At 58.6% G+C, this 24,486-nt stretch carries 14 protein-coding genes and 1 riboswitch; of the genes, 7 read left to right on the top strand and 7 right to left on the bottom strand.

Annotation, left to right across the window (positions count from 1 at the left end; genetic code table 11):
• Positions 1-22: 22 nt before the first annotated feature.
• Entirely contained in the window at positions 23-1,684 is a 1,662-nt protein-coding gene (locus tag WMO20_RS05010; protein ID WP_349186033.1) for a formate--tetrahydrofolate ligase, read from the bottom strand.
• A 51-nt stretch (positions 1,685-1,735) separates the two neighbouring features.
• Positions 1,736-1,822, bottom strand: a riboswitch (ZMP/ZTP riboswitch).
• A 158-nt stretch (positions 1,823-1,980) separates the two neighbouring features.
• Between WMO20_RS05010 and WMO20_RS05005 the strand changes: the two genes are divergently transcribed.
• The 4 genes from WMO20_RS05005 to WMO20_RS04990 all read left to right on the top strand — a co-directional run bounded on the left by WMO20_RS05005 (position 1,981) and on the right by WMO20_RS04990 (position 7,019).
• Positions 1,981-3,132: a cysteine desulfurase family protein gene (locus WMO20_RS05005; RefSeq protein WP_112090475.1), complete on the top strand. Its 1,152-nt coding sequence runs from the start codon at positions 1,981-1,983 to the stop codon at positions 3,130-3,132.
• A 412-nt stretch (positions 3,133-3,544) separates the two neighbouring features.
• Complete coding sequence (gene thiI / locus WMO20_RS05000; protein WP_015536741.1) at positions 3,545-4,744, top strand: tRNA uracil 4-sulfurtransferase ThiI; 1,200 nt, start codon at positions 3,545-3,547, stop codon at positions 4,742-4,744.
• Between the two features lie 7 nt (positions 4,745-4,751).
• The gene (locus tag WMO20_RS04995) at positions 4,752-6,071 is read left to right on the top strand and encodes a competence/damage-inducible protein A (protein WP_349186076.1); all 1,320 of its coding nucleotides are present in this window, start codon (positions 4,752-4,754) and stop codon (positions 6,069-6,071) included.
• Positions 6,072-6,104: 33 nt separating this feature from the next.
• A complete protein-coding gene (locus tag WMO20_RS04990; protein WP_349186032.1) occupies positions 6,105-7,019 on the top strand; it encodes a competence/damage-inducible protein A in 915 nt (304 codons plus the stop codon).
• A gap of 48 nt (positions 7,020-7,067) precedes the next feature.
• On the opposite strand, the gene WMO20_RS04985 is transcribed toward WMO20_RS04990, so the two are convergent.
• Positions 7,068-8,285, bottom strand: a complete 1,218-nt coding sequence (locus WMO20_RS04985; protein WP_349186031.1) for a M20 metallopeptidase family protein — start codon at positions 8,283-8,285, stop codon at positions 7,068-7,070.
• A gap of 72 nt (positions 8,286-8,357) precedes the next feature.
• Positions 8,358-11,198 carry a preprotein translocase subunit SecA gene (secA, locus tag WMO20_RS04980; protein ID WP_308563108.1) on the bottom strand — a complete coding sequence of 947 codons (2,841 nt, stop codon included), beginning with the start codon at positions 11,196-11,198 and terminating at the stop codon, positions 8,358-8,360.
• A 265-nt stretch (positions 11,199-11,463) separates the two neighbouring features.
• Between secA and WMO20_RS04975 the strand changes: the two genes are divergently transcribed.
• From WMO20_RS04975 to WMO20_RS04965, 3 genes are all read left to right on the top strand, one after another.
• Positions 11,464-12,300, top strand: coding sequence for a CPBP family intramembrane glutamic endopeptidase (locus WMO20_RS04975; protein ID WP_349186030.1), 837 nt, complete (start codon positions 11,464-11,466; stop codon positions 12,298-12,300).
• A gap of 156 nt (positions 12,301-12,456) precedes the next feature.
• Entirely contained in the window at positions 12,457-12,711 is a 255-nt protein-coding gene (gene rpsO, locus WMO20_RS04970; protein WP_005925047.1) for a 30S ribosomal protein S15, read from the top strand.
• A gap of 210 nt (positions 12,712-12,921) precedes the next feature.
• Positions 12,922-15,063: a polyribonucleotide nucleotidyltransferase gene (locus tag WMO20_RS04965; RefSeq protein ID WP_112090481.1), complete on the top strand. Its 2,142-nt coding sequence runs from the start codon at positions 12,922-12,924 to the stop codon at positions 15,061-15,063.
• A gap of 294 nt (positions 15,064-15,357) precedes the next feature.
• Here WMO20_RS04965 and WMO20_RS04960 read toward each other — a convergent pair whose 3' ends face one another.
• The 4 genes from WMO20_RS04960 to WMO20_RS04945 all read right to left on the bottom strand — a co-directional run bounded on the left by WMO20_RS04960 (position 15,358) and on the right by WMO20_RS04945 (position 24,478).
• Positions 15,358-16,242 (bottom strand): isopeptide-forming domain-containing protein, encoded by an 885-nt coding sequence (locus WMO20_RS04960; protein ID WP_349186029.1) that lies wholly within the window; start codon positions 16,240-16,242, stop codon positions 15,358-15,360.
• Positions 16,229-17,074 (bottom strand): class C sortase, encoded by an 846-nt coding sequence (locus tag WMO20_RS04955; RefSeq protein WP_112090483.1) that lies wholly within the window; start codon positions 17,072-17,074, stop codon positions 16,229-16,231. The genes WMO20_RS04960 and WMO20_RS04955 overlap by 14 nt, the downstream gene beginning before the upstream one ends.
• An 80-nt stretch (positions 17,075-17,154) precedes the next feature.
• Positions 17,155-18,666: an isopeptide-forming domain-containing fimbrial protein gene (locus tag WMO20_RS04950; protein WP_349186028.1), complete on the bottom strand. Its 1,512-nt coding sequence runs from the start codon at positions 18,664-18,666 to the stop codon at positions 17,155-17,157.
• Between the two features lie 151 nt (positions 18,667-18,817).
• The gene (locus WMO20_RS04945; RefSeq protein WP_349186027.1) at positions 18,818-24,478 is read right to left on the bottom strand and encodes a Cna B-type domain-containing protein; all 5,661 of its coding nucleotides are present in this window, start codon (positions 24,476-24,478) and stop codon (positions 18,818-18,820) included.
• Positions 24,479-24,486: the final 8 nt, after the last annotated feature.

Genomic DNA, 24,486 nt, shown 5'->3' with positions numbered 1-24,486 from the left:
TGTGTTTTATTAGGATTTTTTATCAGAACAGGCCGGTGATTTTGCCATCGGCGTCCACGTCGATGTTCACGGCGGCGGGCTTTTTGGGCAGACCGGGCATGGTCATGATGCTGCCGCAGATCACCACCACAAAGCCTGCACCGGCGGCCAGACGCACCTCGCGCACCTCCATGGTAAAGCCGGTGGGCGCACCGGTCAGCTTGGCGTTGTCGCTGAAGCTGTACTGGGTCTTGGCAATGCACACGGGCAGGTCGCCGTAGCCCATCTCGGTCAGCTCGGCCAGCGTCTTGCTGGCGGCGGCGCTGTAGTTTACGCCATCGGCGCGGTAGATCTTGGTGGCAATGGCGTTGATCTTGTCCTTCAGGGGCATCTCCAGCGGGTAGGTGTACTGGATGGGACGATCCTCCAGAATCTCCAGTACCTTTTCAGCCAGTGCCTTGCCGCCCTCGCCGCCCTTGGCGAACACCTCGCTTAGCACGCAGGGCACGCCCTGCTCGGCGCAGACCTGCTCCACATAAGCCTGCTCCTCGGCGGTGTCGGTGGGGAAGGCGTTGATGGCAACCACCACCGGCAGACCGAAGCCGTTCTTCAGGTTGTCGATGTGACGGATCAGGTTGGAAGCACCGGCCTTGACAGCTTCGAGGTTGGGCTGGTTCAGGTCTGCCTTGGCTACGCCGCCGTGGCTCTTGAGGGCGCGCACGGTAGCCACCAGCACACAGGCAGAGGGGGCAATACCGGCATAGCGGCACTTGATATCCAGGAACTTCTCCGCGCCCAGATCCGCGCCGAAGCCTGCCTCGGTGATGGTGTAGTCTGCCAGCGAAAGGCTGAGCTTGGTGGCCAGCACGCTGTTGCAGCCGTGGGCAATGTTGGCAAAGGGGCCGCCGTGGATGATGGCGGGGTTATTCTCCAGCGTCTGCACAAGGTTCGGATCCAGTGCGTCCTTCAGCAGGGCGGTCATGGCACCGGCTGCGCCGATCTCACCGGCAGTCACCGGCTTGCCGTCGTAGGTGTAGGCGCACACGATGCGGGACAGCCGCTCCTTCAAATCGGAGATGCTGGTGGCAAGGCAGAAGATTGCCATGACCTCGCTGGCGACCGTGATGTCAAAGCCGTCCTCGCGGGGGGTACCATTCACCTTGCCGCCCAGACCGTCCACGATAAACCGCAGCTGCCGGTCGTTCATGTCCATGCAGCGCTTCCAGGTGATGCGGCGGGGGTCGATATTCAGCGGGTTGCCCTGCTGGATGCTGTTGTCGATCATGGCAGCCAGCAGGTTGTTGGCGGTGCCAATGGCGTGCAGGTCGCCGGTAAAGTGCAGGTTGATATCCTCCATGGGCACCACCTGTGCGTAACCGCCGCCGGCAGCGCCGCCCTTTACGCCGAACACGGGGCCAAGGCTGGGCTCGCGCAGGCAGAGCATGGTCTTTTTGCCCAGTGCGTTCATGGCATCGGCCAGACCCACGCTGGTGGTGGTTTTGCCCTCACCGGCAGGGGTGGGGCTGATGGCAGTGACAAGGATCAGCTTGCCCTGCTTTTTGGCGTTGTGGATCAGCCGGTGGTCGATCTTGGCCTTATAGCGGCCATAGGGGATCACACTTTCGTCCTCCAGGCCCAGCTGAGCTGCGATCTGGGTGATGGGCTTCATTTTGGCTTCCTGCGCGATCTCGATATCGGTCTTCATACAGACATCCTCCTTGATAGCAAAAAAGGACAGCTTTGCGCAGCAATTGCGCAAGGCTGCCCAGACGGTCGGCATTGACATCCCATGCACCCCTGCACTGTGGTGCTCCACAAGGTTCCGTCAGCAGGGATGCGGTCTATGCTGTAAAGATAGCACACCACCGGGGTGTTTGTCAAGGAGGTACAGTTACAAAAATCACCCATAAATGCAGAAAATTTTTTGCGTTATCCAAGGGTTTGTGCTATACTTATTCTGGGTTATTATGAAAACAACGACAGAAAGCAGGAAATCCATATATGCTGCAAAACCCTCAGTTACATTATCTGGACAACGCGGCCACCACCATCGTAGCGCCGGAGGTGGCGGACGTCATAAACAAGGCCATGCGGGAGCACTGGGCAAACCCTTCCAGCTTATACGGCCCGGGCGCGCGCAGTGAGGAGGCTTTGAATGCCGCCCGCGCCGCCGTAGCGCGCACGCTGGGCTGCAAAAGCCGGGAGCTGTATTTTACCTCCTGCGGCAGCGAGAGCAACAATCTGGCGCTGCTGGGCGCGGTGCAGACCCGAACCTTCGGCAAGGGCATCGTGGTGTCCGGCTTCGAGCACCCCAGTGTGCAGCGCCCGCTGGAGCGGCTGGCAAAGCAGGGCTACGACGTTACCGTGGTAGCCCCCCGGGCAGACGGCACGTTGGATATTGCCGCCATGCTGGAGCGGGTGGACAAAAACACCATCCTTGTGGCCTGCATGATGGTGAACAACGAGATCGGCACCCGCAACGATGTAGAGCGCCTTGCCGCCGAGGTAAAGCGCCGCAACAGCCGCACCATCGTCCATGTGGACGCGGTGCAGGCGTGGATGCGTGTGCCCATCAAGTTGGACAACATCGATACGCTCTCGGTGAGCGGCCACAAGATCCATGCCCCCAAGGGCATTGGTGCGCTTTACCTTTCCGACAGGCTGGTGCAGGCCTTCCAGCCGCCTTATCTGGGCGGCGAGCAGGAGCGGCAGATGCGCCCCGGCACCGAAAACCTGCCCTACGCCATGGGTCTGGCCGCAGCGGCCACCCGCCTGGCAAAGACCATGAAGAGCCGGGACACCGCCATGCGTGCGCTGAACCGGCAGCTGCGGGAGGGGCTGAAAGCCTTCCCGGAGGTGGTCATCAACAGCCCGGAGAACGCCGTGCCCGAGGTGCTGAACTTCAGCGAGATGTGCATCAAGAGCGAGACGATGCTGGCTTTTCTGGCCGAGGAGCAGATCTACGTTTCCTCGGCCAGTGCCTGCGGGCGCGGTCAGCCCAGCCACACGCTGGCGGCCATGGGGCGCGACCCGCTTGCCATCGACACTGCCATCCGGGTGTCCTTCTGTGCCGATAACACCCCGGAGGATGTGGATGCCTTCCTCAACCGCTTCGAGGACGGCATGAAGCATTTGCAGAAGATCAGAAAGTAAAAACGGAAGCCGCAGAACGGCTGATAGTTTCTCTGAGGACCGTCCGCTGGGGTGGGACCCTGTTGCCCGCAGGGCAATAGGGCGGGCGATGGAATGGCTTGCAACAGCAACGACCGCCGCCAGCGGCGGAAACAGAGAGTTGCTGTTGGGGCAGCGGCCAGCAAGACGCAAGTGCCGCCCAAGGCACGATGCGAATGCTGGGTGCCGCAACCCGAACTCGTGTCCGAAGAGAAAGCTATCAGCCGTTCTATGGGAAGATGCAGTTTGCCTGCGCGACCCCAATGCGTGAAAGGGTGAATGGAAAATGACCGCAGTCATTTTCCATTCACAGATAAAAATAATTCATCCGCTGAATATGGCCAGAGCGAAAGCGGAGGCCATTATAAATCCCACATCAGGAGATGCAACATTTATGAAGGAAATTATTATGGGCTATCAGGGCGAGATGTCCCTGAAAGGCCTCAATCGCAACCAGTTCGAAGCAGCCATGATGAAGATCCTGCGCTACCGCCTTAAGACGGTGGGCAAGTTCAAGGTGTACTGCACCCAGTCCACCTTTTATATGGAGCCCGAGGAAGAGGACGTGGATATGGACCTTGCCTTTGAGCGGGTCAGCAAGGTGTTCGGCCTTGCCGCGCTCAGCCGCGCCGTGGTGTGCGAAAAGGATTTCGATACCATCTGCCAGACCGCCGAGGACTATCTGGGCAGCGCGCTGCACGGCATCCGCACCTTCAAGGTGGAAGCCCGCCGCGCCGATAAGACCTACCCCATGACCAGCCCGGAGCTGATGCGGGAGCTGGGCGCTTACCTGCTGGGCAAGCACAACTACCTGAAGGTGGATGTGCATAACCCGCAGTTCAAGGTGATCGTGGAAATTCGCGATTACGGTGCGTATATTCACGGCCCGAAAATACCGGGCGAGGGCGGTCTGCCCGTGGGTACCAGCGGCCGTGCTCTGAATATGCTCTCCGGCGGTATCGACAGTCCGGTGGCGGCCTATCGTATGGCAAAGCGCGGTCTGGCACTGGATCACATCCATTTTGCGTCCCCCCCGTATACTTCTGAGCGTGCAAAACTAAAAGTAAAGGCTCTTGCGCAGCTTATCACTGTGTATACCGGCAGCGCCAACCTGTTCGTGGTGCCCTACACAAAACCGCAGGAATACATCCGGGATAACGCCCCGGATGTGCTGTTCACGGTGCTGATGCGCCGCAGCATGATGCGCATTGCAAACGTGATCGCCAAAAAGCAGGGCTGCGAAGCGCTGGTTACCGGCGAGAGTCTGGCACAGGTGGCAAGCCAGACCGTCAAGGCGCTGCAGTGCACCGATGCCGCACAGGATCTGCCCATCCTGCGCCCGCTCATCGGTATGGACAAGACCGAAATCATTGAGACCTCCCGCCATATCAATACCTTTGAGACCAGCATCCTGCCCTACGAGGACTGCTGCACCATCTTCACCCCGCCGCACCCGAAGATCCGCCCCGAGCTGGAGGAGATCCTTGCCGCCGAAGCCGCCATGCCCGGCCTTGCCGCGCTGGAAGCCGAAGCCGCAGAGCAGACCGAGCGCATCCGGGTGCGCATCACCGATCAGGTAGAATTCGAGGGTTGATTTGTCCATGACAGCAGAGATCATCAGTGTGGGTACCGAGCTGCTGCTCGGCAATATTCTTAACACCAATGCCCAGTACCTCAGCCGGGAGCTGGCTGCACTGGGCATCACCGTCCGGCGGCAGAGCACCATCGGCGATAACCATGGCCGTCTGGCAGATTTTGTCAACGAAGCTAAGCAGCGGTGCGACCTGCTGGTGTTCACCGGCGGGCTGGGTCCCACGGCGGACGACCTGACCAAGGAGACAGTGGCCGCCTGCTTTGGCGACACCCTTACCTTTGACCCGGACGAGTGGCAGAAGATCGTGGACTTCTTTACCCGCACCGGGCGCGAGACCACCCCCAACAACCGCAAGCAGGCCATGGTGCCGGTGCACGGGCATAAGGTGGTCAACCACCACGGCACCGCGCCGGGCGCATGGTTCGAGCAGGACGGCCACTGCGCCGTACTGATGCCCGGTGTTCCCCATGAGATGAAGGCCATGTGGGAGGAAAGCGTGCGCCCGCTGCTGCTGGCGCGGCAGAGTTGTGCCCTGCACAGCCTGACGCTGCGGGTGCTGGGCGGCGAGAGCAATCTGGAATACCGGGTGCGTCCGCTGCTAGAGAACCCGAACCCCACCGCCGCCATCTACTGCAAGACCGGCGAGTGCGAGATCCGCATCACCGCCCGGGCGCAGAATGACGCCGAGGCGCAGACGATGTGCCGCGCCTACGCCAAAAAGTTCTATGATCTGCTGGGTGATGCGGTGTATGATGAGGATGTCGCCGGGTTAGAAGAGACGGTGGTGCATACGCTGCAGGCCAACGGCCTGACTATTGCCACCGCCGAAAGCTGCACCGGCGGCATGATCGCCCAGCGCCTGACCAGTGTGTCCGGCGCAAGCGAGGTGTTTGGCTACGGCTTTGTGACCTACTGGGAGCAGGCCAAGGCGAAGCTTGTCGGGGTGGACCCGGCGGTCATTGCGCAATATAATGTGGTGTCGGCTCCCGTGGCGGCGCAGATGGCGCTGGGCGCGGCAAAAGCCGCCGGTGCGGATATCGCGGTCAGCGTTACCGGTCTGGCGGGCCCCGGCGGCGGCGATGCCGTCCGGCCTGTGGGCACGGTGTATCTGGGCGCTGCCCGGGGAGACAAAGTGTATGTGAAAAAACTGTTCGTCTCCCGCCCGGACCGTGCGCTCATCCGCGCCCGCGCCGCACAGACTGCGCTGGAACTGGCGCTGCGGCTGGCACAGGGCAAGACCCCGACCGGTACGCAGGTGCTGGCCGAAAGCGCACAGCATGACCCCGCCGCCCTGACCGCCTTGGACGAGACCCTGCGGGCAGAGTGAGAGCGGCCCCTGCGGCCGCAGGGGGGATGCGTCATGACAAAGGAAGAAAACCGCCCGGCAGGCTGCGTGCTGCGGCTGTTCGGTACACCGGAGCAGACCGTGCAAAAGGCTGTGGCAGCCCTGCCGGACACTTGGCAGGGCACGGTGCACTGCCGCACCCGGGGCGCGGAAACACTGGTGGCGCTGCAAAGCAGCACCCCGCAGCAGTTGCGCCGGGCGGTACAGCTGCTGCGGACAAGCCTTGCCCCGGCGTTGTACGGGGAAGGGGAGCAGACCCTTGCCGCCGCCGCAGTGCAGGCGCTGGAGCAGCACCGCAAGCTTTTGGTGTGCAGCGATGCTGCCGCCGGGGCGCTGCTGGAGACCCGGCTGGAAAACCTTCCCGGCGCAGAAAAAGTGTTCGATTTTGGGGCCATGAGCTACGCCAACGCCGCACTCAACGCCCGGCTCAGCCGCAAGCTGCGCAAGGCACCGCAGGCAGAGCCTGCCCGCACACTGGCGCGGGTGCAGGCCATGCAGCGGCTGACCGGTGCCGCGCTGGCGGTGGGCTGTGTGGAGCTGCCCCACAGTCGGCTGTTGCTGGTGGGCGGCAAAAAGGGCTGCTGGCTGCGGTGCGTATCGCCGGATGAGAACCCCGGGCTGTGGCTGCTGGATATGCTGCGCCGCGCTGCCTGCGGTCTGCCGCAGGCAGGGGGCACAAGCTGGCAGCCCTACGGTAAAGCAGTACCGGATACAGCTCTGATGCCTGCCACCCTCACGGCTGTACCGCTCGTGCCGCCGCGCCCGAAGCGCCGCAGGTTGGGCAAGGCGCTGGCAGTGCTTTTGCTGCTGGCACTGGCAGCACTGGCTGCGGGCTGGTACTATACCGGCGGCGACCTTGCCGCCCTGCCCCAAAAGCTGCAAAGCCTTGGTGCAGAAAGCCTGCCCCACGCCGGGGCAAGGCTGATATAACAAAAAAGTGCCGGAAACGATCAAGGTCGTTTCCGGCACTTTTGCTGTTTACTGGTGATCTGCCAGCCAGCGCAGCGCCATATAGGTGTAGGCTGCTGTGCCGCGGTACAGGATGCTGTCGTCAAAGCGCACTTTGGGGTGGTGCTGGCCGTAGGTGTAGCCCTCCTTGGCGTTGCCTGCGGCTAAGAACATACTCACGGTGGGCACTTCATGGCTGACAAAGGCAAAATCCTCACTGCCGCCGCCGGGTTTGCCGCCGGTGAGCGGGGTCATGTCCATAGCGCCCTTGCCCAGCAGCTCGGTCATATAGGTCAGGGCATTGCCTGCCAGCGGGGTGTCTACTACCATGCAGGGGCAGTAATCGCTGAACTCCACCTCGGCGGTGCAGCGGTAGGCGGTGGCCACGCCCTGCGCAATTTCGGTCATGCGCTGGTGGATAAGGGCGCTGACCTTCTGCTCCGGGTCTACGGTGCGGATAGTGCCCCACATATCGGCAGTATCCGGGATGACATTGGAAGCCTTGCCGGCCTCGAACCGGCCGGTGGTGAACACGCCAAAGCCTGCGGGGTCCAGCTCGCGGCTGTTGATCTCCTGCAGGGCAATGTGGATGTGCGCCGCTGCGGTGATGGGGTCGATGCAGGCGTTGGGCATGGAGCCGTGGCCGCCCTTGCCGTGCACAACGATGTGGTACTGCTCGCAGCTGGCCATGGTAATGCCGCCGCCCGGCACCAGCACCATACCGGCGGGCAGGGGCATCCCGGCCAGCACATGGAACATGACGGCTGCGTCTACTTTGGGATTTTCCAGCAGGCCGCTGTTTATCATATCCAGCGAGCCCTGAAAGATCTCCTCTGCGGGCTGGAACTCCAGCTTTACCGTGCCCTCAATCTCGTCCTCGTGCTCCTTGAGCAGCTTGGCCGCACCCAGCACCATGGCGGTGTGCATATCGTGGCCGCAGCCGTGCATCTTGCCGGGCAGCTCAGAGGAAAACTCCTCGCCGGATTCCTCCTGCAGGGGCAGCGCGTCCATGTCGCCCCGCAGCAGGATCACCTTGCCGGGACGCTTGCTCCCTGCAAGCGCCACCACGCCGCACTTGCCGCAGTCCTGCGGGGTGTAGCCCATCTCGGTCAGCGCCTTTTTGACCAGTGCCTTGGTCTGGGGCAGGTCAAAGCCCACCTCCGGGTGACGGTGCAGCGTGCGCCGCCACTCCTGCAGCTGGGGCTCCAGCGCCTTGGCGGCTTCCAACAGTTTTTCCGGTGCGATCATTGTAAAATCAACTCCCTCTGAATTTATGCGGAAAACCCTCTCGGCCACGGCAGGGAGGGCTTTGCCTTACAGTTATTCTTCCCCGCCGTTATTGCCATTGGGGTGATACTGGGCGCAGGTGCACTTTTTGAACTTCAGGCCGCTGCCGCAGGGGCAGGGATCGTTGCGGCCAATCTTGACCACACGCACCGGCTGACCCTTGGGGCTGCCCTTGACGCCGGGTGCACCGTTGCCGGGCACAAAGCCTTCGCCGGTGGGCTTTGCCACCTGCTCCCGCTTGGGAGCGGAACCGGCGGCGCGCAGCTCGATGGTCAGCAGCATCTTGACGCTGGACTCCCGGATGGAATCCACCATCTGGTCGAACATATCAAAGCCCTCGATGCGGTATTCCACCACCGGATCCTTCTGGCCGTAGCCGCGCAGCGCGATGCCCTGCCGCAGCTGGTCCATGTTGTCGATGTGGTCCATCCACTGGCGGTCTACGCACTTGAGCAGGCAGATGCGCTCCAGCTCGCGCATAACGGGTGCGCCGTAGCGCACTTCCTTGGCCTGCAGGATCTGCATCCCGCGGTCGTACAGCATATCGGCAATGCCCTGCTGGGAGAGATTGTCAAAGTCCGCCACAGTGTAGTGGAAGTCGGCATCAGTGGTCAGCCAGCCCTGATAGTGGCGGCGCAGGGCACCGAAATCCCACTCGTCCTTCACATCGCCGGAAAGGAACTGGGCGCAGCTGGAATCGATGTTCTCCCGCAGCATCTTGTGCATCTCGGTGCTGATGTCCTCGCCGTCCAGCACCTTGCGGCGCTGCCCGTAGATGATCTCACGCTGCTGGTTCATCACATCATCGTACTTCAGCACGTTTTTACGGATCTCGAAGTTGCGGCCCTCCAGCTTCTTCTGGGCGCTTTCCAGCGTATTGGTGATCATACGGTTCTCGATGGGGGTATCCTCGTCGATCTTCAGGGTGTTCATCAGGCCGGACACCCGGTCGCCGCCGAACAGGCGCATCAGGTCGTCCTCAAGGCTCAGGTAGAAGCGGGAAGCGCCCGGGTCGCCCTGACGGCCGGCACGGCCGCGCAGCTGGTTGTCGATACGGCGGCTCTCGTGGCGCTCGGTACCGATGATGAACAGGCCGCCTGCGGCGCGCACCTCGTCGGCTTCGGCGTCGATGGCGGGCTTGTACTGGGCGTACAGCTGGTCAAAACGCTGACGTGCCGCCAGAATGTTGGCATCGGTGGTCTCGCCGTGGCCGTTGGCTTCGGTCAGCAGCAGCTCCACGGCTGCCGGGTCGGCGTCCTGCGGGGTCTCGGGGCTGAGCAGGTTCTCGCAGAAGTGCTCCTTGCGCATCTGGGCCTTTGCCATGAACTCGGCGTTGCCGCCCAGCATGATATCGGTACCACGGCCTGCCATGTTGGTGGCGATGGTGATGGCACCCTTTTTACCGGCCTGCGCTACGATCTCGGCTTCGCGCTCGTGGTTCTTGGCGTTCAGCACGTTGAAATCCCGGGTGTGGCGCTGTAACATTTTGGCGAGCGTCTCACTCTTTTCCACGCTGACAGTACCCACCAGCACGGGCTGGCCGTTTTTGTGGCACTCCATCACCTGCTCGATGACGGCGCGGTACTTGCCCTCCACGGTCTTGTAGATGGCGTCCGGGTAGTCCTTGCGCTGTACCGGGCGGTTGGTGGGCACACTGACGATGTTCAGGCCGTAGATCTCGGTGAACTCGGTGGCTTCGGTGCGGGCAGTACCGGTCATACCGGACAGCTTTTTGTACATACGGAAGTAGTTCTGGAAGGTGATGGTGGCCAGCGTCTTGCTCTCGGCGGCGATCTTCACGCCCTCCTTGGCTTCGATGGCCTGATGCAGACCCTCGTTGTACCGGCGACCGATCATCAGACGACCGGTGAACTCGTCCACGATGATGACCTGACCATCCTTGACCACATAGTCGATGTCCCGCTGCATCACGCCGTAGGCCTTGATAGCCTGATCAATGTGGTGGGCAAGGGTCATGTTCTCGGCGGCGGCAAGGTTCTCTACCTTAAAATAGGCTTCAGCCTTTTTGATGCCGGCAGCGGTCAGGGTGCAGGTCTTGTGCTTTTCGTCCACAACGTAATCGCCATCGGCCTGCTCATCGGTGGAGACCTTATCTTCCAGCTCCACCACCACGCTCTTGTGCAGGGTGCGCACAAAGCGGTCCACCTGCGTGTACAGGCTGGAAGAATCCTCGCCGCGGCCGGAGATGATCAGGGGAGTGCGGGCCTCATCGATCAGGATGGAGTCCACCTCGTCCACGATGGCGTAGGCGTGGCCGCGCTGCACCATGTTGGCCTTATAGGTCACCATGTTGTCGCGCAGGTAGTCAAAGCCGAACTCGTTGTTGGTGCCGTAGGTGATATCGGCGTTGTAGGCATCCCGGCGGGCGTCGCCGTCCATGCCCTGCACGATCAGACCAACGGTCAGCCCCAGCCAGCGGTAGAGCTTGCCCATCCACTCGCTGTCGCGCTTGGCCAGATAGTCGTTGACGGTAACAATGTGCACCCCTTCGCCGGTCAGGGCGTTCAGGTAGGCGGGCAGGGTAGCCACAAGGGTCTTGCCCTCACCGGTCTGCATCTCGGCAATATCGCCGCGGTGCAGGGCAATGCCGCCGGTCACCTGCACGGGGAAATGCTTCATGCCCAGCACACGCCATGCGGCTTCGCGGCAGACGGCAAAGGCATCCGGCAGGATGTCATCCAGCGTTTTGCCCTCGGCCAGCTGCTGCTTAAAGGCGGCAGTCTGCGCCTGTAAGTCGGCATCGGACATGGCCTGATACTTGGGTTCCAGCGCCAGCACCTGTTTGGTGATGGGATTTACCTTTTTCAGCTCCCGGTCAGAGAAGCTGCCAAAAAGTTTTTCAACAAGGGACATAGGTCACACCTCATAAATCTTAAAAATCGGGCTGTGATGCGCCCGGGATCGCGCATAACAATACAAATATATGATACACCAAAGCGGCAGACACGTCAAACCTGCAAGGCTATTTTAGCCCGCTTTTACATGAACTTTCTGTAAAAAGATGCTGCAGGCCGTTCACAGTTCCCCGATACCCCGGCAGCACGCTTTATTTTCGCCCTATCGCTTTTGGGGGAATCGTGGTAGAATAGGGCTATCATTGATAGGGAGGGCTGTACTTATGCTCAAACGGCTGCGCACCGCGCACCCCATTCTTTATTGTATCCTGTCCGAGGTGCTGTTCCTTGGCAGCATGGTCGTGTTCAGCCTGCTGGCTACCATCGTGCTGGCAGCGGCAGGCGCGGACTTTGACACCATGGACGGCTATCTGTTTGGCTCTGTGCAGGAAGCTGTCGGGCTGGCGGTGGCACTTTTGCTGCTGGCCCGCACCGGCAGGCTGGATCTGCTGCGCCGGCGCGGCTGCGGCTTTCTGAACGGGCTGCTGGTGGGGATGTACCCGCTGTTCTTCATCGGGTACACGGCCTTTGGGACGCTGGCCTTTGGCCGCCCGGACACGCCGCTGCTGCCGCTGCCCCGCATCCTGACCTTTTTGCTGAACATGATCTTTGTGGGCGTGGCCGAGGAGCTGGTGTTCCGGGGCATCATTGCCCAGACCCTGCTGGAGCGCTACGGCACCGCCCGCGCCGGGGTGTGGAAAGCCTGCCTTGTGTCCGGCGTGCTGTTTGGCGCGGCGCACCTGAGCAACCTGCTCGGCTCGGCGCCTTTTGGCGTGCTGATGCAGTGCGTATTTGCGGCGTCGCTGGGCGTGATGCTGGCCGCCATCTACTTCCGTACCGGCAATTTGTGGGTGACGGTGTTCCTGCACAGCGCCATGGACATTGCCGCCATGCTCATCGGCGGGTTGTACGGCACCACCAGCGTGGCCGAGAGCGTAAGCGGCTACGATGCTTCGCGGCTGCTGTCGGTGGCGGTGTACCTGATCCCCACCGTGTTTCTGCTGCGCAAAAAGAAGCTGCCGGAGGTGCAGCTGTACTGGGGCGGCATTGTAAAAAATTAAGGCTTGCGGACAAAAATCTTCTTGCAATCTGCTGTGCAATCTGGTATACTGTATCTGTTACCGTGGCACGGGGCTGGGAGTATGCCCGCTTTTGGGAGAACCGTTTCCCGCCGCTGTGCCATAGGCAGATAAATTACTTGAAAGAGGTACTGTATTATGAATAAGCAGGAAGTTATGGCCAAAGTCGCTCTGACCGAGAAGGACACTGGCTCCCCCGAGGTTCAGGTCGCTCTGCTGACCGCTCACATCAACGAGCTGAACGAGCACCTGAAGAAGAACCCTAACGATCACCACAGCCGCCGCGGTCTGCTGAAGATGGTTGGCCGTCGCCGCAATCTGCTGGCTTATCTCCAGAAGAAGGACATCGAGCGTTACCGTGCTCTGATCGCAACTCTGGGTCTGCGTAAGTAATTTTAACGGAGGGCAGGTACCGCAATGGTACCTGCCCTTTGCTTTATGTATAGCTCCATGTATCCCATGCGCACAAAATAGCGGTGGCAGCGTATTGCAGCAGTAAATCGAACGCCCGTGCCTGCGGGCAGGGACGCTGGATTTATTGCTATAATGCGCACGCCACGGCTTTTTGGATAGAACGATCCGAAAAACAAGGAGGCAGAAACAATGGCAATCGAATTTGGTTCCCGCAAAGAGACCTTTGACAACTTCAAGGTCTACGAAACCATGCTGGCCGGCCGCCCGTTCAAGGTTGAAATGGGCAAGATGTGTGGCCTGTCCAATGCCAGCGCACTGATCCGCTACGGCGAGACCTGCGTGATGTGCAACGTGGTCATGAGCCCCAAGCCCCGCGAGGGCGTAGATTTCTTCCCGCTGAACGTGGAGTACGAGGAAAAGCTCTACGCCGCAGGCCGCATTCCCGGCAGCTTTATGCGCCGTGAGGGCCGCCCCGGCGAGCGCGCCATCCTGACCAGCCGCGTGGTGGACCGCCCCATGCGCCCGCTGTTCCCCAAGGAGATGCGCAACGACGTGTGCATCACCATGACCGTCATGAGCCTTGACCCGGATTGCAGCCCCGAGATCGCCGGCATGATCGGCGCTTCTCTGGTGACCGCCGTGTCCGATATCCCGTGGAACGGCCCCATCGGCGGCGTGCAGGTGGGCTTGGTTGACGGCGAGATCGTGCTGAACCCCACGCAGGAGCAGCGCAAGGTGAGCGACCTTGCCCTGACCGTTGCCGCCACCATGGACAAGATCGTGATGATCGAGGCCGGTGCCAACGAGGTGGACGAGGACACCATGCTGACCGCTATCAAGACCGCACACGTTGAGATCAAGAAGATCATCGAGTTCATCAACAAGATCGTGGCCGAGCGCGGCAAGCCGAAGATCGACTTCCAGGTTGTGGGTCTGGACATGGACGTGTTCCACGCCATCCAGAACAAGTATCTGGACGACTTCAAGGCCGCTATGGACACCGACGACAAGAACGTGCGTGATGCAGCCCTGCTGCCTATCATGGACAAGATCGCCGAGGAATATCCCGACCTGTCTGCCGCCGATCTGGATCTGGTAAGCTACAAGATGCAGAAGTTCGTGGTGCGCCGCTGGCTGCTGGATGAGGGCAAGCGCGTGGACGGCCGCGGCATCAACGAGATCCGCCCGCTGGCCGCAGAGGTGGGCATCCTGCCCCGCGTGCACGGCTCCGGTATGTTCACCCGTGGCCAGACGCAGGTGCTTACCACCTGCACGCTGGGCGGCACCAAGGACAACCAGCTGATGGACGATCTGACCGACGAGCAGACCAAGCGCTATATCCACCACTATAACTTCCCGCCGTATTCCGTGGGCGAGGCACGCGCACCGCGCAGCCCCGGCCGCCGCGAGATCGGTCACGGTGCACTGGCCGAGCGTGCTCTGGTGCCGGTGCTGCCCTCTCTGGAGGAGTTCCCCTACACCATCCGCTGCGTGTCCGAGGTGCTCAGCTCTAACGGCTCCACCTCTCAGGCTTCCATCTGCGGCTCTACGCTGGCACTGATGGACGCAGGCGTGCCCATCAAGGCTCCGGTTGCGGGCATTTCCTGCGGCCTGATCACCGAGGGCGAGCGCTGGATGACCATGCTGGACATTCAGGGCGTGGAGGACTTCCACGGCGATATGGACTTTAAGGTCGGCGGCACCCGCAAGGGCATTACCGCCATCCAGATGGACATCAAGATCGACGGCCTGACCTACGACATCATTGCCGAGGCCTTCGAGAAGTGCCGCAAGGGTCGGCTGTATATTCTGGACGAGATCATCAAGCCCGTGATCGCCCAGCCCCGTCAGGAGCTGAGCCGCTGGGCACCCAAGATGTTCAGCATGATGATCCCCACCGACAAGATCAAGGACGTCATCGGTAAGGGCGGCAAGGTCATTCAGGACATCTGCGCCACCTGCAACTGCAAGATCGACGTGCAGGAGGACGGCCATGTGTTCGTCTCCGCCGTGGATCAGGAGGACGCAAAGCGCGCCATCTTTACCATCAAGACCATTGTGGAGGACCCCGAGATCGGTGCCATCTACAAGGGCAAGGTGACCCGCCTGATGAACTTTGGTGCCTTTGTGGAGATCGCTCCGGGCAAGGAAGGCCTTGTGCACATCTCCAAGCTGGACACCAAGCGCGTGGAGCGGGTAGAGGACGTGGTTGCCGTGGGCGATGCCATCGTGGTCAAGGTGACCGACATCGACCAGCAGGGCCGCATCAACCTGAGCCGCCGCGATGCCATTCTGGCACTGGAAGCCAAAAAGGCCGCTCAGCAGCAGTAAAACATAATACGGATTGCATAAATCGAGAGCCGCTGTACAGAACGTACAGCGGCTTTTTTTGCGTGTGTAACTCCCTCAGTCAAACCCTGCGGGTTTGCCAGCTCCCTCGGGGAGGGAGCCTCTGGCGCTGCCGGACACTTTGCGGTTGCGCCGGAAGCTTTGCCGCCATGCCAAAGGCCCCATCTCAGAGGGGGCTGTCGAGCGAACGCGAGACTGGGGGAGTTTTCCCCCAACAAAAAAACTCCCCCTTGCGGGGGAGAGGGCACGGCGCGCCGTGCTGGAAGGGAGTAGGGTTCAGTGTTCCTTTTTGCCCTGACGGTTCAGCACCCAGCCGACGGCAAACAGCAGCACACCGCTGCAGGCCAGCACCGGCACAGGCCAGTTCAGCTGACCGGTCTGGGGCAGAACGGGCTTATCCGGGTTAGAAGGGGAGACCGGGTTATCCGGGTTCTCGGGGCTTACGGGATTGTCCGGGTTGCCGGGACTTACCGGGTTATCCGGTGTGCCGGGGCTCACCGGCGTATCCGGGGTGTCCGGCTGCTCCGGAAGATCGGGGGTGTCCGGCGGCGTGTCCGGCGTATCCGGGGGAGTGTCAGGGGTGTCTGGGGGCGTTTCGGGGGTGTCCGGCGGGGTCTCCGGCGTATCCGGGATGGTAGCGCCTACCTTGGGAGTGGCGTCCACATCGTAGATCCAGCTGTCGCCATCCGGCAGGGGAATGGACACAAGGAAGGGCTTGATGGCTTCGTAGCCGTGGGAAGCCTCGGTCTGCATGACCAGATACAGCCCCTGCGGCAGCTTGGTAAAGTCGGCGTAGCCTTCCTCGTCAACGTTCTGCTGGGCGGCAACGGCGGGCACGGTGGGCAGATACTTTGCCAGCTGGTCAGCCAGCGTGCTGTCGGAAAGATCGCCCAGCGGCACGCCGCAGCCCGTAAAATCGCCGGTATAGGCGTAGGACAGGTTGCCGCCGGTGCGCTTGACGGCGGCAACCTGATACAAGGTCAGCTCGCCGCCGCGCAGGGGCACATCGTTGTGGGTGTCGTACAGACGGACGTGGAGCGAGCCCAGCCGCCCGGACACAAGGCTGGCACTGGTGGCAAAGGCCGGCAGGGCGCAGCATACCACAAGGCACACAGCCAGCAGCACAGCTGCCAGACGATGACGCAGATCAATGCTTTTCATGTTCTTCACCTCTTGTTTTCTTGCGTTTGCGTGTGGAAAGCAGCATACCGATCAGCAGGATCAGCAGCATGGGCAGCGCCATGACGGGCGCAACGATGATAGGCTCTATCTTGAGCGCTTCGGCAGTAACACGGATGTGCTTGTACTGATCCGGGGTCTCCACGCGGTGACCGCGTACCAGCAGGCGGTGGGTGTTGATGCCGTAGGGGGTGCAGGTCATCAGGGTGACGTAATCCTTGCCTTCGGCGATCTTCAGCTCGTCGGTCTCGGTGGGCAGCACGATGGAAATTTTGTCCACCTCGTAGGTGAGCACCCGATCCAGCACGGTGATGGTAAAGGTATCGCCCACTTCCAGCTGGTCAAGGTTGGTAAACAGCTTTGCGCTGGGCAGGCCGCGGTGCGCCGAGATGACCGCGTGGGTGGACGCGCCGCCCACCGGCAGGCTGGTGCCCTCCAAATGGCCTGCGGCGATCTGCAATACGCTGTCGCTGGTGCCGTGGTAGATGGGCAGCTCCACGCCTATTTTGGAGATGGTGATGTAACCCATAATGCCCGTGCCGGTAATATCCAGCGTGTCGGCGTAGCCAGTAAGCTGATCCGGGCGGTAGAGCGCGTACTCGTTGGCGGCTACCTGTGCGTTAAAGGCATCGGCGGCGTCAAAGTATCCGCTGTAATCCGCATCGGTCATGTTGTCCACGTCCTGCGCGTAGCTTGCCACAGCGCGGGACTGGTTGCGCTGGTTGACGTAATCGCTGATGGTGGGGTATAACATCACGGATAGACCCACGAAAAAGACGAGGATCAGTATAATGGTGCTTTTGTTCTTTTTCATGGGCTACTCCCTAACGTTATAGTTTCAGGATCAGAGCAGGGGGCTTTGCAGCCCCGCTCTGTGCTGGGGAAAAGGAGAAGTTAGCGGTTCTCCATGCGCTTTTTGGTAATGAGCAGGATAGCTGCTGCAACCATCAGGCCGCCGCCGATCACATAGAAGATGGTGGTGCCGATGCCGCCGGTGCCGGGCAGGGTAGTGCCGATATTATTGACGACATTCGTAGACAGAGAGCCAGCGGTTTTATCAACATCAAAGGTGATCTCACCAATCACCTTGTTGCCGCTCAAAGAGGTCAGAACATTATCACGAGTGGAAATAGAATCCCAATCAATTTTATGATCAGCGGTGACAGTAAAGGTGATGGGGCTGATGGTGTTATAGTGGGCGGGGGTTACAGTCTCGGTCAGCGTGTACTCGCCGTCATCCAGACCGGACAGCGTAAACTGAGTCAAGGTAGTGTTAACGTCCATAGTCTTGACAACATCCGTGCCGTTCTTGGTCTTTTTGGTCAGAGTGAACTGTGCACCTTCCAGAGGATCACCAGCCTGATCGATCTTGTTCACAACCACCTTATAGGTAAAGACGATGACGTTATCCCAAGGAGTTTCGCCCTTGCCGTCACCGCGCGGGTTGTTGGAGTACTCCAACTGTGCCTTGTTGACGTTGCCGTGTTCGCCCAGAACAGCGTTCCCGTTCAGCTGAGACTTGTAGGTAACGGTAATGATAGAATTAGCAGTAACACCGGAAACTTTTTTCAAATCATCAAATACGATCTCAAAGGTGCAGCCATCGGCCGGGCTGGTATCGACAGTATAACCAGTAGTAATCTTCGTACCGGTCACTTCATCGCCAACAAAAACTTCCACAGAGTCGGGGTCAAAGGTTAGACCGGCTTCTTCCACATCGTGGAAAGCGTAGTAATACGTCTTATAGGAATCAATGTCCTTGGAAACAGTGCCCTGCAGGCGGAAGGGGATGTCATCGCCGATATCATAGTCGGCAGAATCCTGCCAGCCGGAAATAGCGCCGGTAGTATCGTTGGTGTCCTTCAGCTTTTTGGTAAATTTAGGAACCTCATTGCTCTTCGGCTTGATGGTAATATCGCAAACAACGGAAACGATGTAAGGGGTATAAGTTTCAGAGGAAGGCACAGTACCATCCTGGTCCTTGATCAGGTAGTAACCGCCAACAACATCATTAGCAGTACCGCCATTTGTAATAGTCACTAGAGGAGCGGTGCTCAAATCAATATATTTTTCGATAACGGTAAGCTTATCATTGTCGCTTGTGTAGGAAGCAACCTTGGAAAGTGCGTCCAGAACAGTCTGCTCAACAGCATCACCAGCCGTACCAGTGCCGTTTTTGCCCCACTTGATGTTGGCGAGCATGGACGGTTGGGATGCATCATAATCACCGGTAAAGATCTGGTAGATCTCGTAGGTGTGACCGTTTTTAGGTGCGGTGATCGTGTACCGGGTAACAGCAGCAGTGCCGGTAGAGCTGCTGCTATCTGCAAACGCCGGGATCGCCATGGCGCAAACCATAGCAACTGCCAGCAGCGCAGCCATGAGTTTCTTCATTGCTTTTTTCATGGAAAAAGCCCCTTTCTTTTTTCTGCCCCTTGCCGCCCCCTGCATTTTGCACAGGGGGGGGGTAGGGGTGTAGTTTTGTTCGGACTATCGCGTAAACTTTGCGCTGGGCGGGCGGGGTTTAAGCTCCGGGCGTCCGGCAGGGAAGTGCAGTTTAGTCATCTGCCCTCCCTTCGCGTCTGCGCTTGCGGTGGATAAAGCTATATGCCAGCGCAGACAGCATCATTGTGCCGCCCACGGCTGTGTACGGGAGTGTACCGGACCCGCCGGTAGAGGGAAGCTCGTAGTTAGCATCCTCGGGCACCTGATTGTAAAGCAGGATGGTGCCGCCGGTGATGCCGGTGTTGTTCAGGTCGTATTTAAACGTACCGGAACAAGCTGTTTCCTTAACGTAGTACTTGTAGGTGATACTGCTGTCAGCGGGATCAGTCAAAGGAAGATTGTTCCAGCTATAGCTCCAGTTGTTGGAATTATCCAAGGTGACGCTTTCAACTTTTGTATCAGACTTTTCACCACTATACTGGTAACCCTTGCGCCGCAGCTCTACGGTTGCGGTGTAGGTGGAGTTGACCTTGTCCGGAGCAAGCTCTGTTTTGCCGTCCGTATCCAGCCAATGCTTGGCAACCGTAATGCTGTTAGCGGTGTTGGGCACATATACAGCACTGATATCACCACGGGCAAGGTAGGTCACTTTGCTACTATCAATTCCCTGGTTGTACTCCGAATCATTGACACAAGTTTCACCGGTAGCAGTTTTAAACGCGTCATCTTGCTTTGTGTTGGAAAATGCACCCCACAGCAGGTAGATCGGGCTCTTGCTAAGCGCATAGCCGGTGGGGGCATCCGTCTCTACAATACGGTAGAGCGTACTGCAAAGCAGCTGGGCGCTGCTCTCAGTGAAGCTCTCCGCTGTTGCAGAAGAATCCTGCAGACCGAAATTGATCTGACCGGCGGCGTCTGTTGTCAGCTTACGAACCTCTTCAAACTTCTTCGTTGTGCTATTCCACTTTGCAAGCTGGAAGGTTGCACCGGGAAGTGTGACCAGATAATCGTTGGAATCCACCTTGTTCAGGTCAAACTTGCTGAACCGGACGGTAGCCGAAGAATCATAATTCACAACATGAGTATCGACCCATTTCTCCACCAGACCGGAGAGGTTTGCATGGTTTTTAACTGTTACCTCCGTAGAGGAAGGATAAGAGATCTGATAGGTGTATTCCAGCACACAAGCCAGTTCATCCGGGACGGTGACGGTCATGGTGTGGTTGGGGCTGTCGTAGGTTGCCGTAAACCGGTCATGACCGATCTCATTTGTATGGTCTGCAACAAGGTTGCCGGTGGTAGTATCAAGGGTCACACCATACAGATGGATCGAACTTAGATCCAGATCAGCGGAGGTGTTGTCAGAGGGCTCAAAGCTAAGCGTATCCGTCAGGGTCAGGGTATTGCTGGTGGTCAGCAGCTTATCGCCGGTGGGGTTGATAACAACGCTGTAGTTGATCTTCTTGGTAGCAGTTGGCTTGCCGCTGGCATCGGGATCCTCGGTGACGACAGTGCCGGTCTTATAAAGCTTTTCGTAGCTGCGCTTGACGGTGGTTTCCGTTTCTGCCTTATCGCCGTTCCATTCTGCGCTGTTGCGGTACTTGTTTTCCGTACGAAGATCGTCCCAAGATGCGTCCTCCGCAACGCTGACCGAGTAGCGGATATAGAAAACCTGCGGTTTATCAGAAACGTTGTAGCCGCTATTGATCGTAAACGTGATCGTACGGTCGGTGTCGGTTGCGCCAATATGAGTTTTTGATGCACTAAAGTTTTTGGTTGCCGAAATATCATAGTTTGACCTGCCGCCAGAACCATAAATTGTGTTAGCAAACCAAGCTTGATGATTCACAGAACCGTCAGCTTTGTACTCGTTGGCTCCAACCGTGACACTACTTATGTCAAAGGTAACACCAGCCGGCAGGGTATCGGTAATGACCAAATCTTTTGTGGTCAGCGGATCTTTACAAGTAAGTGATGTGGGAATGGTGAGCTCATAGTAGATTTTACCACCGTTGCTGGTATAATCCAGCTCACTGATCTTGCTGCCAGCGTTATTGAAATTGCCGTATTCATAGACCAGCTTTTCAAGCTTTGCTTCCTTGGGCTTTTTATAGGTGTAGTCGGCATCGGTGGTCTTATCACCGGAAGCGGCAGTGTTTACAAACAGCCACGGCTCTTCTATGCCTGCATTACTGATGTCGGCAACGGTATGGTAGTTGCTCAGCTCCATGCTGGTGGCATCCAACGTTTTGCCATCGGCAAGCTTAGCGGTGATGCTAAACTTGGTCACATGAGCATCATCGTTCGTAACCACAGCATTGTTCTCGTCATAATAGGTGACGGTAAACGTGACATCATGCTCGGACGCATTTGCCATTGTAACGGTCTCGGTGGAGTTGAACAAGGTCAGATGCAGATTATTCTTGATCTCATCCTTCAGCTCGGACAAGACTGCATAATGTGTGCCGTCCTGCTCTGTGCCATTTACCTCGGCATCATGGATCGTATCCGTAAGGGTGATCTTGTTCCAACCGGTGGGGATGGAGACCGAGGTTTTCCAAGTCAGCTTTTTCTTGCCGGTTTCCAAGTCCTCTGCCTTAGACAGGCTCTTGTTAAGATAGGAGCTGCGGTCGGTCACAGTAACATCACCGGAAGCGCCGCTGCCATCAAAATCAGCCGTATTTGTATAGGTAGTACCGACTGTGGTGTTGTCAGGAACTTTCGTCTTGATTTCAATCGTGTAGAACGATTCAGTTTCCGGACCATGCGCCAAATCTGTCGGGAAGGTGTAGGTGTAGTTATCTTTCTTGAAATCCGCAGCAGAGACGGGCTTAATGTCGTCGCTATAGTAGCCGCGCTGAATTTTAACTTCACCTACGACCTCCAGTTCGGCAGGCAGAAAATCTTTAAAGGTTTTGCCGCGGAGATCCTCTCCATAGGGGTTGTTGATCTTGACTGTCCAAGTGATGATACGGCTGCTGGCGTCATAATTGCCGCTCTTGGTAAGGCGCGGATTGGTGTTTTTAACCTCCGTGCTCGTGTAACTGTCTTTGCCGTCGAACTCAGCCTTTACCTTATTGATGGCTTTATAGGTGTAATCATCATTAACAGGAATGGTGGCGTGATACCGCAGAACGTATTGCTCACCGGCTTTCAGTTCGGGCAGAGCATCGTATTTGAGCTCAGTGCCTACGGTAAGTTTGCTTTGATAGTCCGTTGTGACATCCTTTTCGGTGCCATCCGCAGCAATCTTTATCAGTTTGATCGTATCTTGCCGATAGGTAGCGTTGCTGGGAAGAGAAGAATTTACGGTATCAAAGAAATCGGTAAGATTTACGGTATCACCGGTGCCGTTTGTGGTTTTTGCAACCACTTCATAGGCGATATCAAGCGTTTTCGCCGTCGAATCGTATTTGATCAGCTCTTTACCGCTTGCATCCTTCTGCACATTCTTGGAAAGAGACAGGTCGGAGATCAGATCCTCTTTTTTGATGGTAACAGAACCGGTCGTACCACCAAAATTGATTTTTTGGTTTTCCATGGAGGAATCAGAGGAAGCAGAAGCCTTAAACTCAAAGTCACCGTCAAAGGCTTTGCCGTCGGCAAATGTTTCGTTGTAAGTAAACGTGACGGTGTCACCAACAATATTGTAGGTGCCAACGACAACGTCTTTACCAGTACTGTCACGCCAAGTGATATTGCCGGAGTCTGAAACACTGTCCAACAGCGTAATACCGTTGGGGAACTTGTAGGTTGCGACGCGGTTGTCTGCGGTGATTTCATTCTCATTAAAGCTGTAATTCAACTGCACCTTAACGGTCTGACCGGGACGCACAATGCCGTTTGCATCTTTCCAAGAGGTTACAACGCCGCTGCCATCCGTGGAGTTGGGAACCTGAACAGAAACGTTCGTGATATGAGTGCCCATATCAACAGGAGTAGCAGACACGGCAGTTACGGCATAGGTGGAGGGTGCAGCGTACCTTGCAGCGCGGGAACGGGAAGGACGCACCGCAGATGCGGATGCAGTTTCGTATACGGTAGTAACGGAGCAGGAGAACACCGGGTCGGTTTCAATAATATCAGAAGCGGTGTCATCGTCCGAATCGGAATCGCCTTCGCTCAGCTCTATCTGCGCATACGCCACAGAAATAACGTTTTCCACATCAGTGTTGAACAGTGTTACCTCAGCCACCTTGCCGTCCATGTCGCCGGAAATAACGGTCAGCGTGTCGGCATCCTTGTCAACACTGCTCACGATGCCCACGGTCTCCACGGGCAAAGCGTCGGTCACGGTGGTGGTCTGCGGCTCAGCAGCGGGGGATACCACGCTGGGGGCAAGGGTGTCCGCGCCGGACACGGAGGTCATGGCGCTGGGTGCAGCGGTGTCAGCGCTGTCCACCGGCTTTTCGGCGGGCTGCTCCGTCTGCGGGTCAACGGGCTCGGGGGTAAGCACAGTGTCCTGCGTGCCGGAGGTGGCTGCGGTATCCTGTGCGCCGGTGCTGTCGTCAGCACTGGGGGCTGCATCCAGCGCAGAAACGCCGGAGCCCTCAAGGTCTGCGCTGTTTTCAAACTCTGTATCCACGCTGAACAGGTCGTCCAGATCCGGCGCTGCACTGTCGGCGCTGCTGTCCACAGCCACGGTGCGGGTGACGTACTTATTATAAATAACGATGTCGCCGGGCTGGGCGGCGCTGCCGTCCTCTTCCAGCAGCCAGTCCATGCCGCTCATGGAGCTGCGCAGGGCAAGCACGCTGGCCTCCTGCGGGATGGCGCTTTGGGGAATCTCGGCGTACTTCAGGCAGTAGGCAAGGAACATCACGTCCCACTCGCCGTAGGCATTGCCATAGGACTGACCGTAGCGGGAGTAGTAGCGCAGGGTCACGCCGTCCGCCGGGTCGATCTCGAAGTTTTTCTCGCTCTGCTCGTAGCCCAACTGGGTCTTTGCCACGCTGAGCAGATCCGCGTTCCACTCGCCGGTGATCACGGCATCGGCGTTGGCGGCCTGCCACTCCTCGGGGGTCTCAAGGTCGGCAGAGGTATCGCTCAGGCAGCTTACGGTGTGGTGATGCTCCGGCAGGGGGCACACCAGCACTTCCTCGTAACAGGCGTCGGTGTGGTGGTGGTAGATGGGCTCCACAGTGTCCACCACCGGCTCCAGCGCCACAGGCTCTGCCACCGCCATGGCCACCAGCTCGGCGGTCTGGGTGGGCTCTACCACCTGCTCCACAAGCTCGCCCTCTTCCAGGCCGCAGGTCAGCTCGTACTCGGTGGTGTAGCAGCTTTCATCGTGGGTATGCTCAAATTTTTCACAGATCAGGGTGCCGTCCTCGGGGTCGTAGCAGTCATCATCGTGGACGTGCTCTTCCTCCATGCAGGTCAGGGTCTGCACTTCAGTGTAGCAGTCATCGGTGTGCTCGTGGGGCACAAACTCGATCTGCGGCTCCAGCTCCAGCGGCATGATCTCTTCCTCGGCGCTGCTCTGGGCAGCACTGGCGGCGGCAGCTTCGGCAGCGGCAACTTCGTCCGCATTTTCAAGCTGGCCTTCCGTGTAGCCGCAGATCAGCACCTTGTCGTAGCAATCCGCCGTGTGGGCGTGCTCCACCTCGCCGCACTGGTACTGCGCGGTCATAGAGATGCCAACGCCGTGCAGCTGCCAGTTGACGAACAGGGTGGTGATCATGGCAAGCGCCAGCACAAATGCGGTGTAGCGCCGCAGCGTGTGCCGGTTTTCGCGGAACTGCTCCTTGTAGGTTTTAAGGATGTCGTTCATAACTTAGA

The sequence above is a fragment of the Faecalibacterium intestinale genome, assembly GCF_040096575.1.
Taxonomy (GTDB): Bacteria; Bacillota; Clostridia; order Oscillospirales; family Ruminococcaceae; genus Faecalibacterium; species Faecalibacterium intestinale.
Note: the sequence above shows the minus strand (reverse complement) of the source record. Positions and strands in the feature narration are given on the sequence as shown.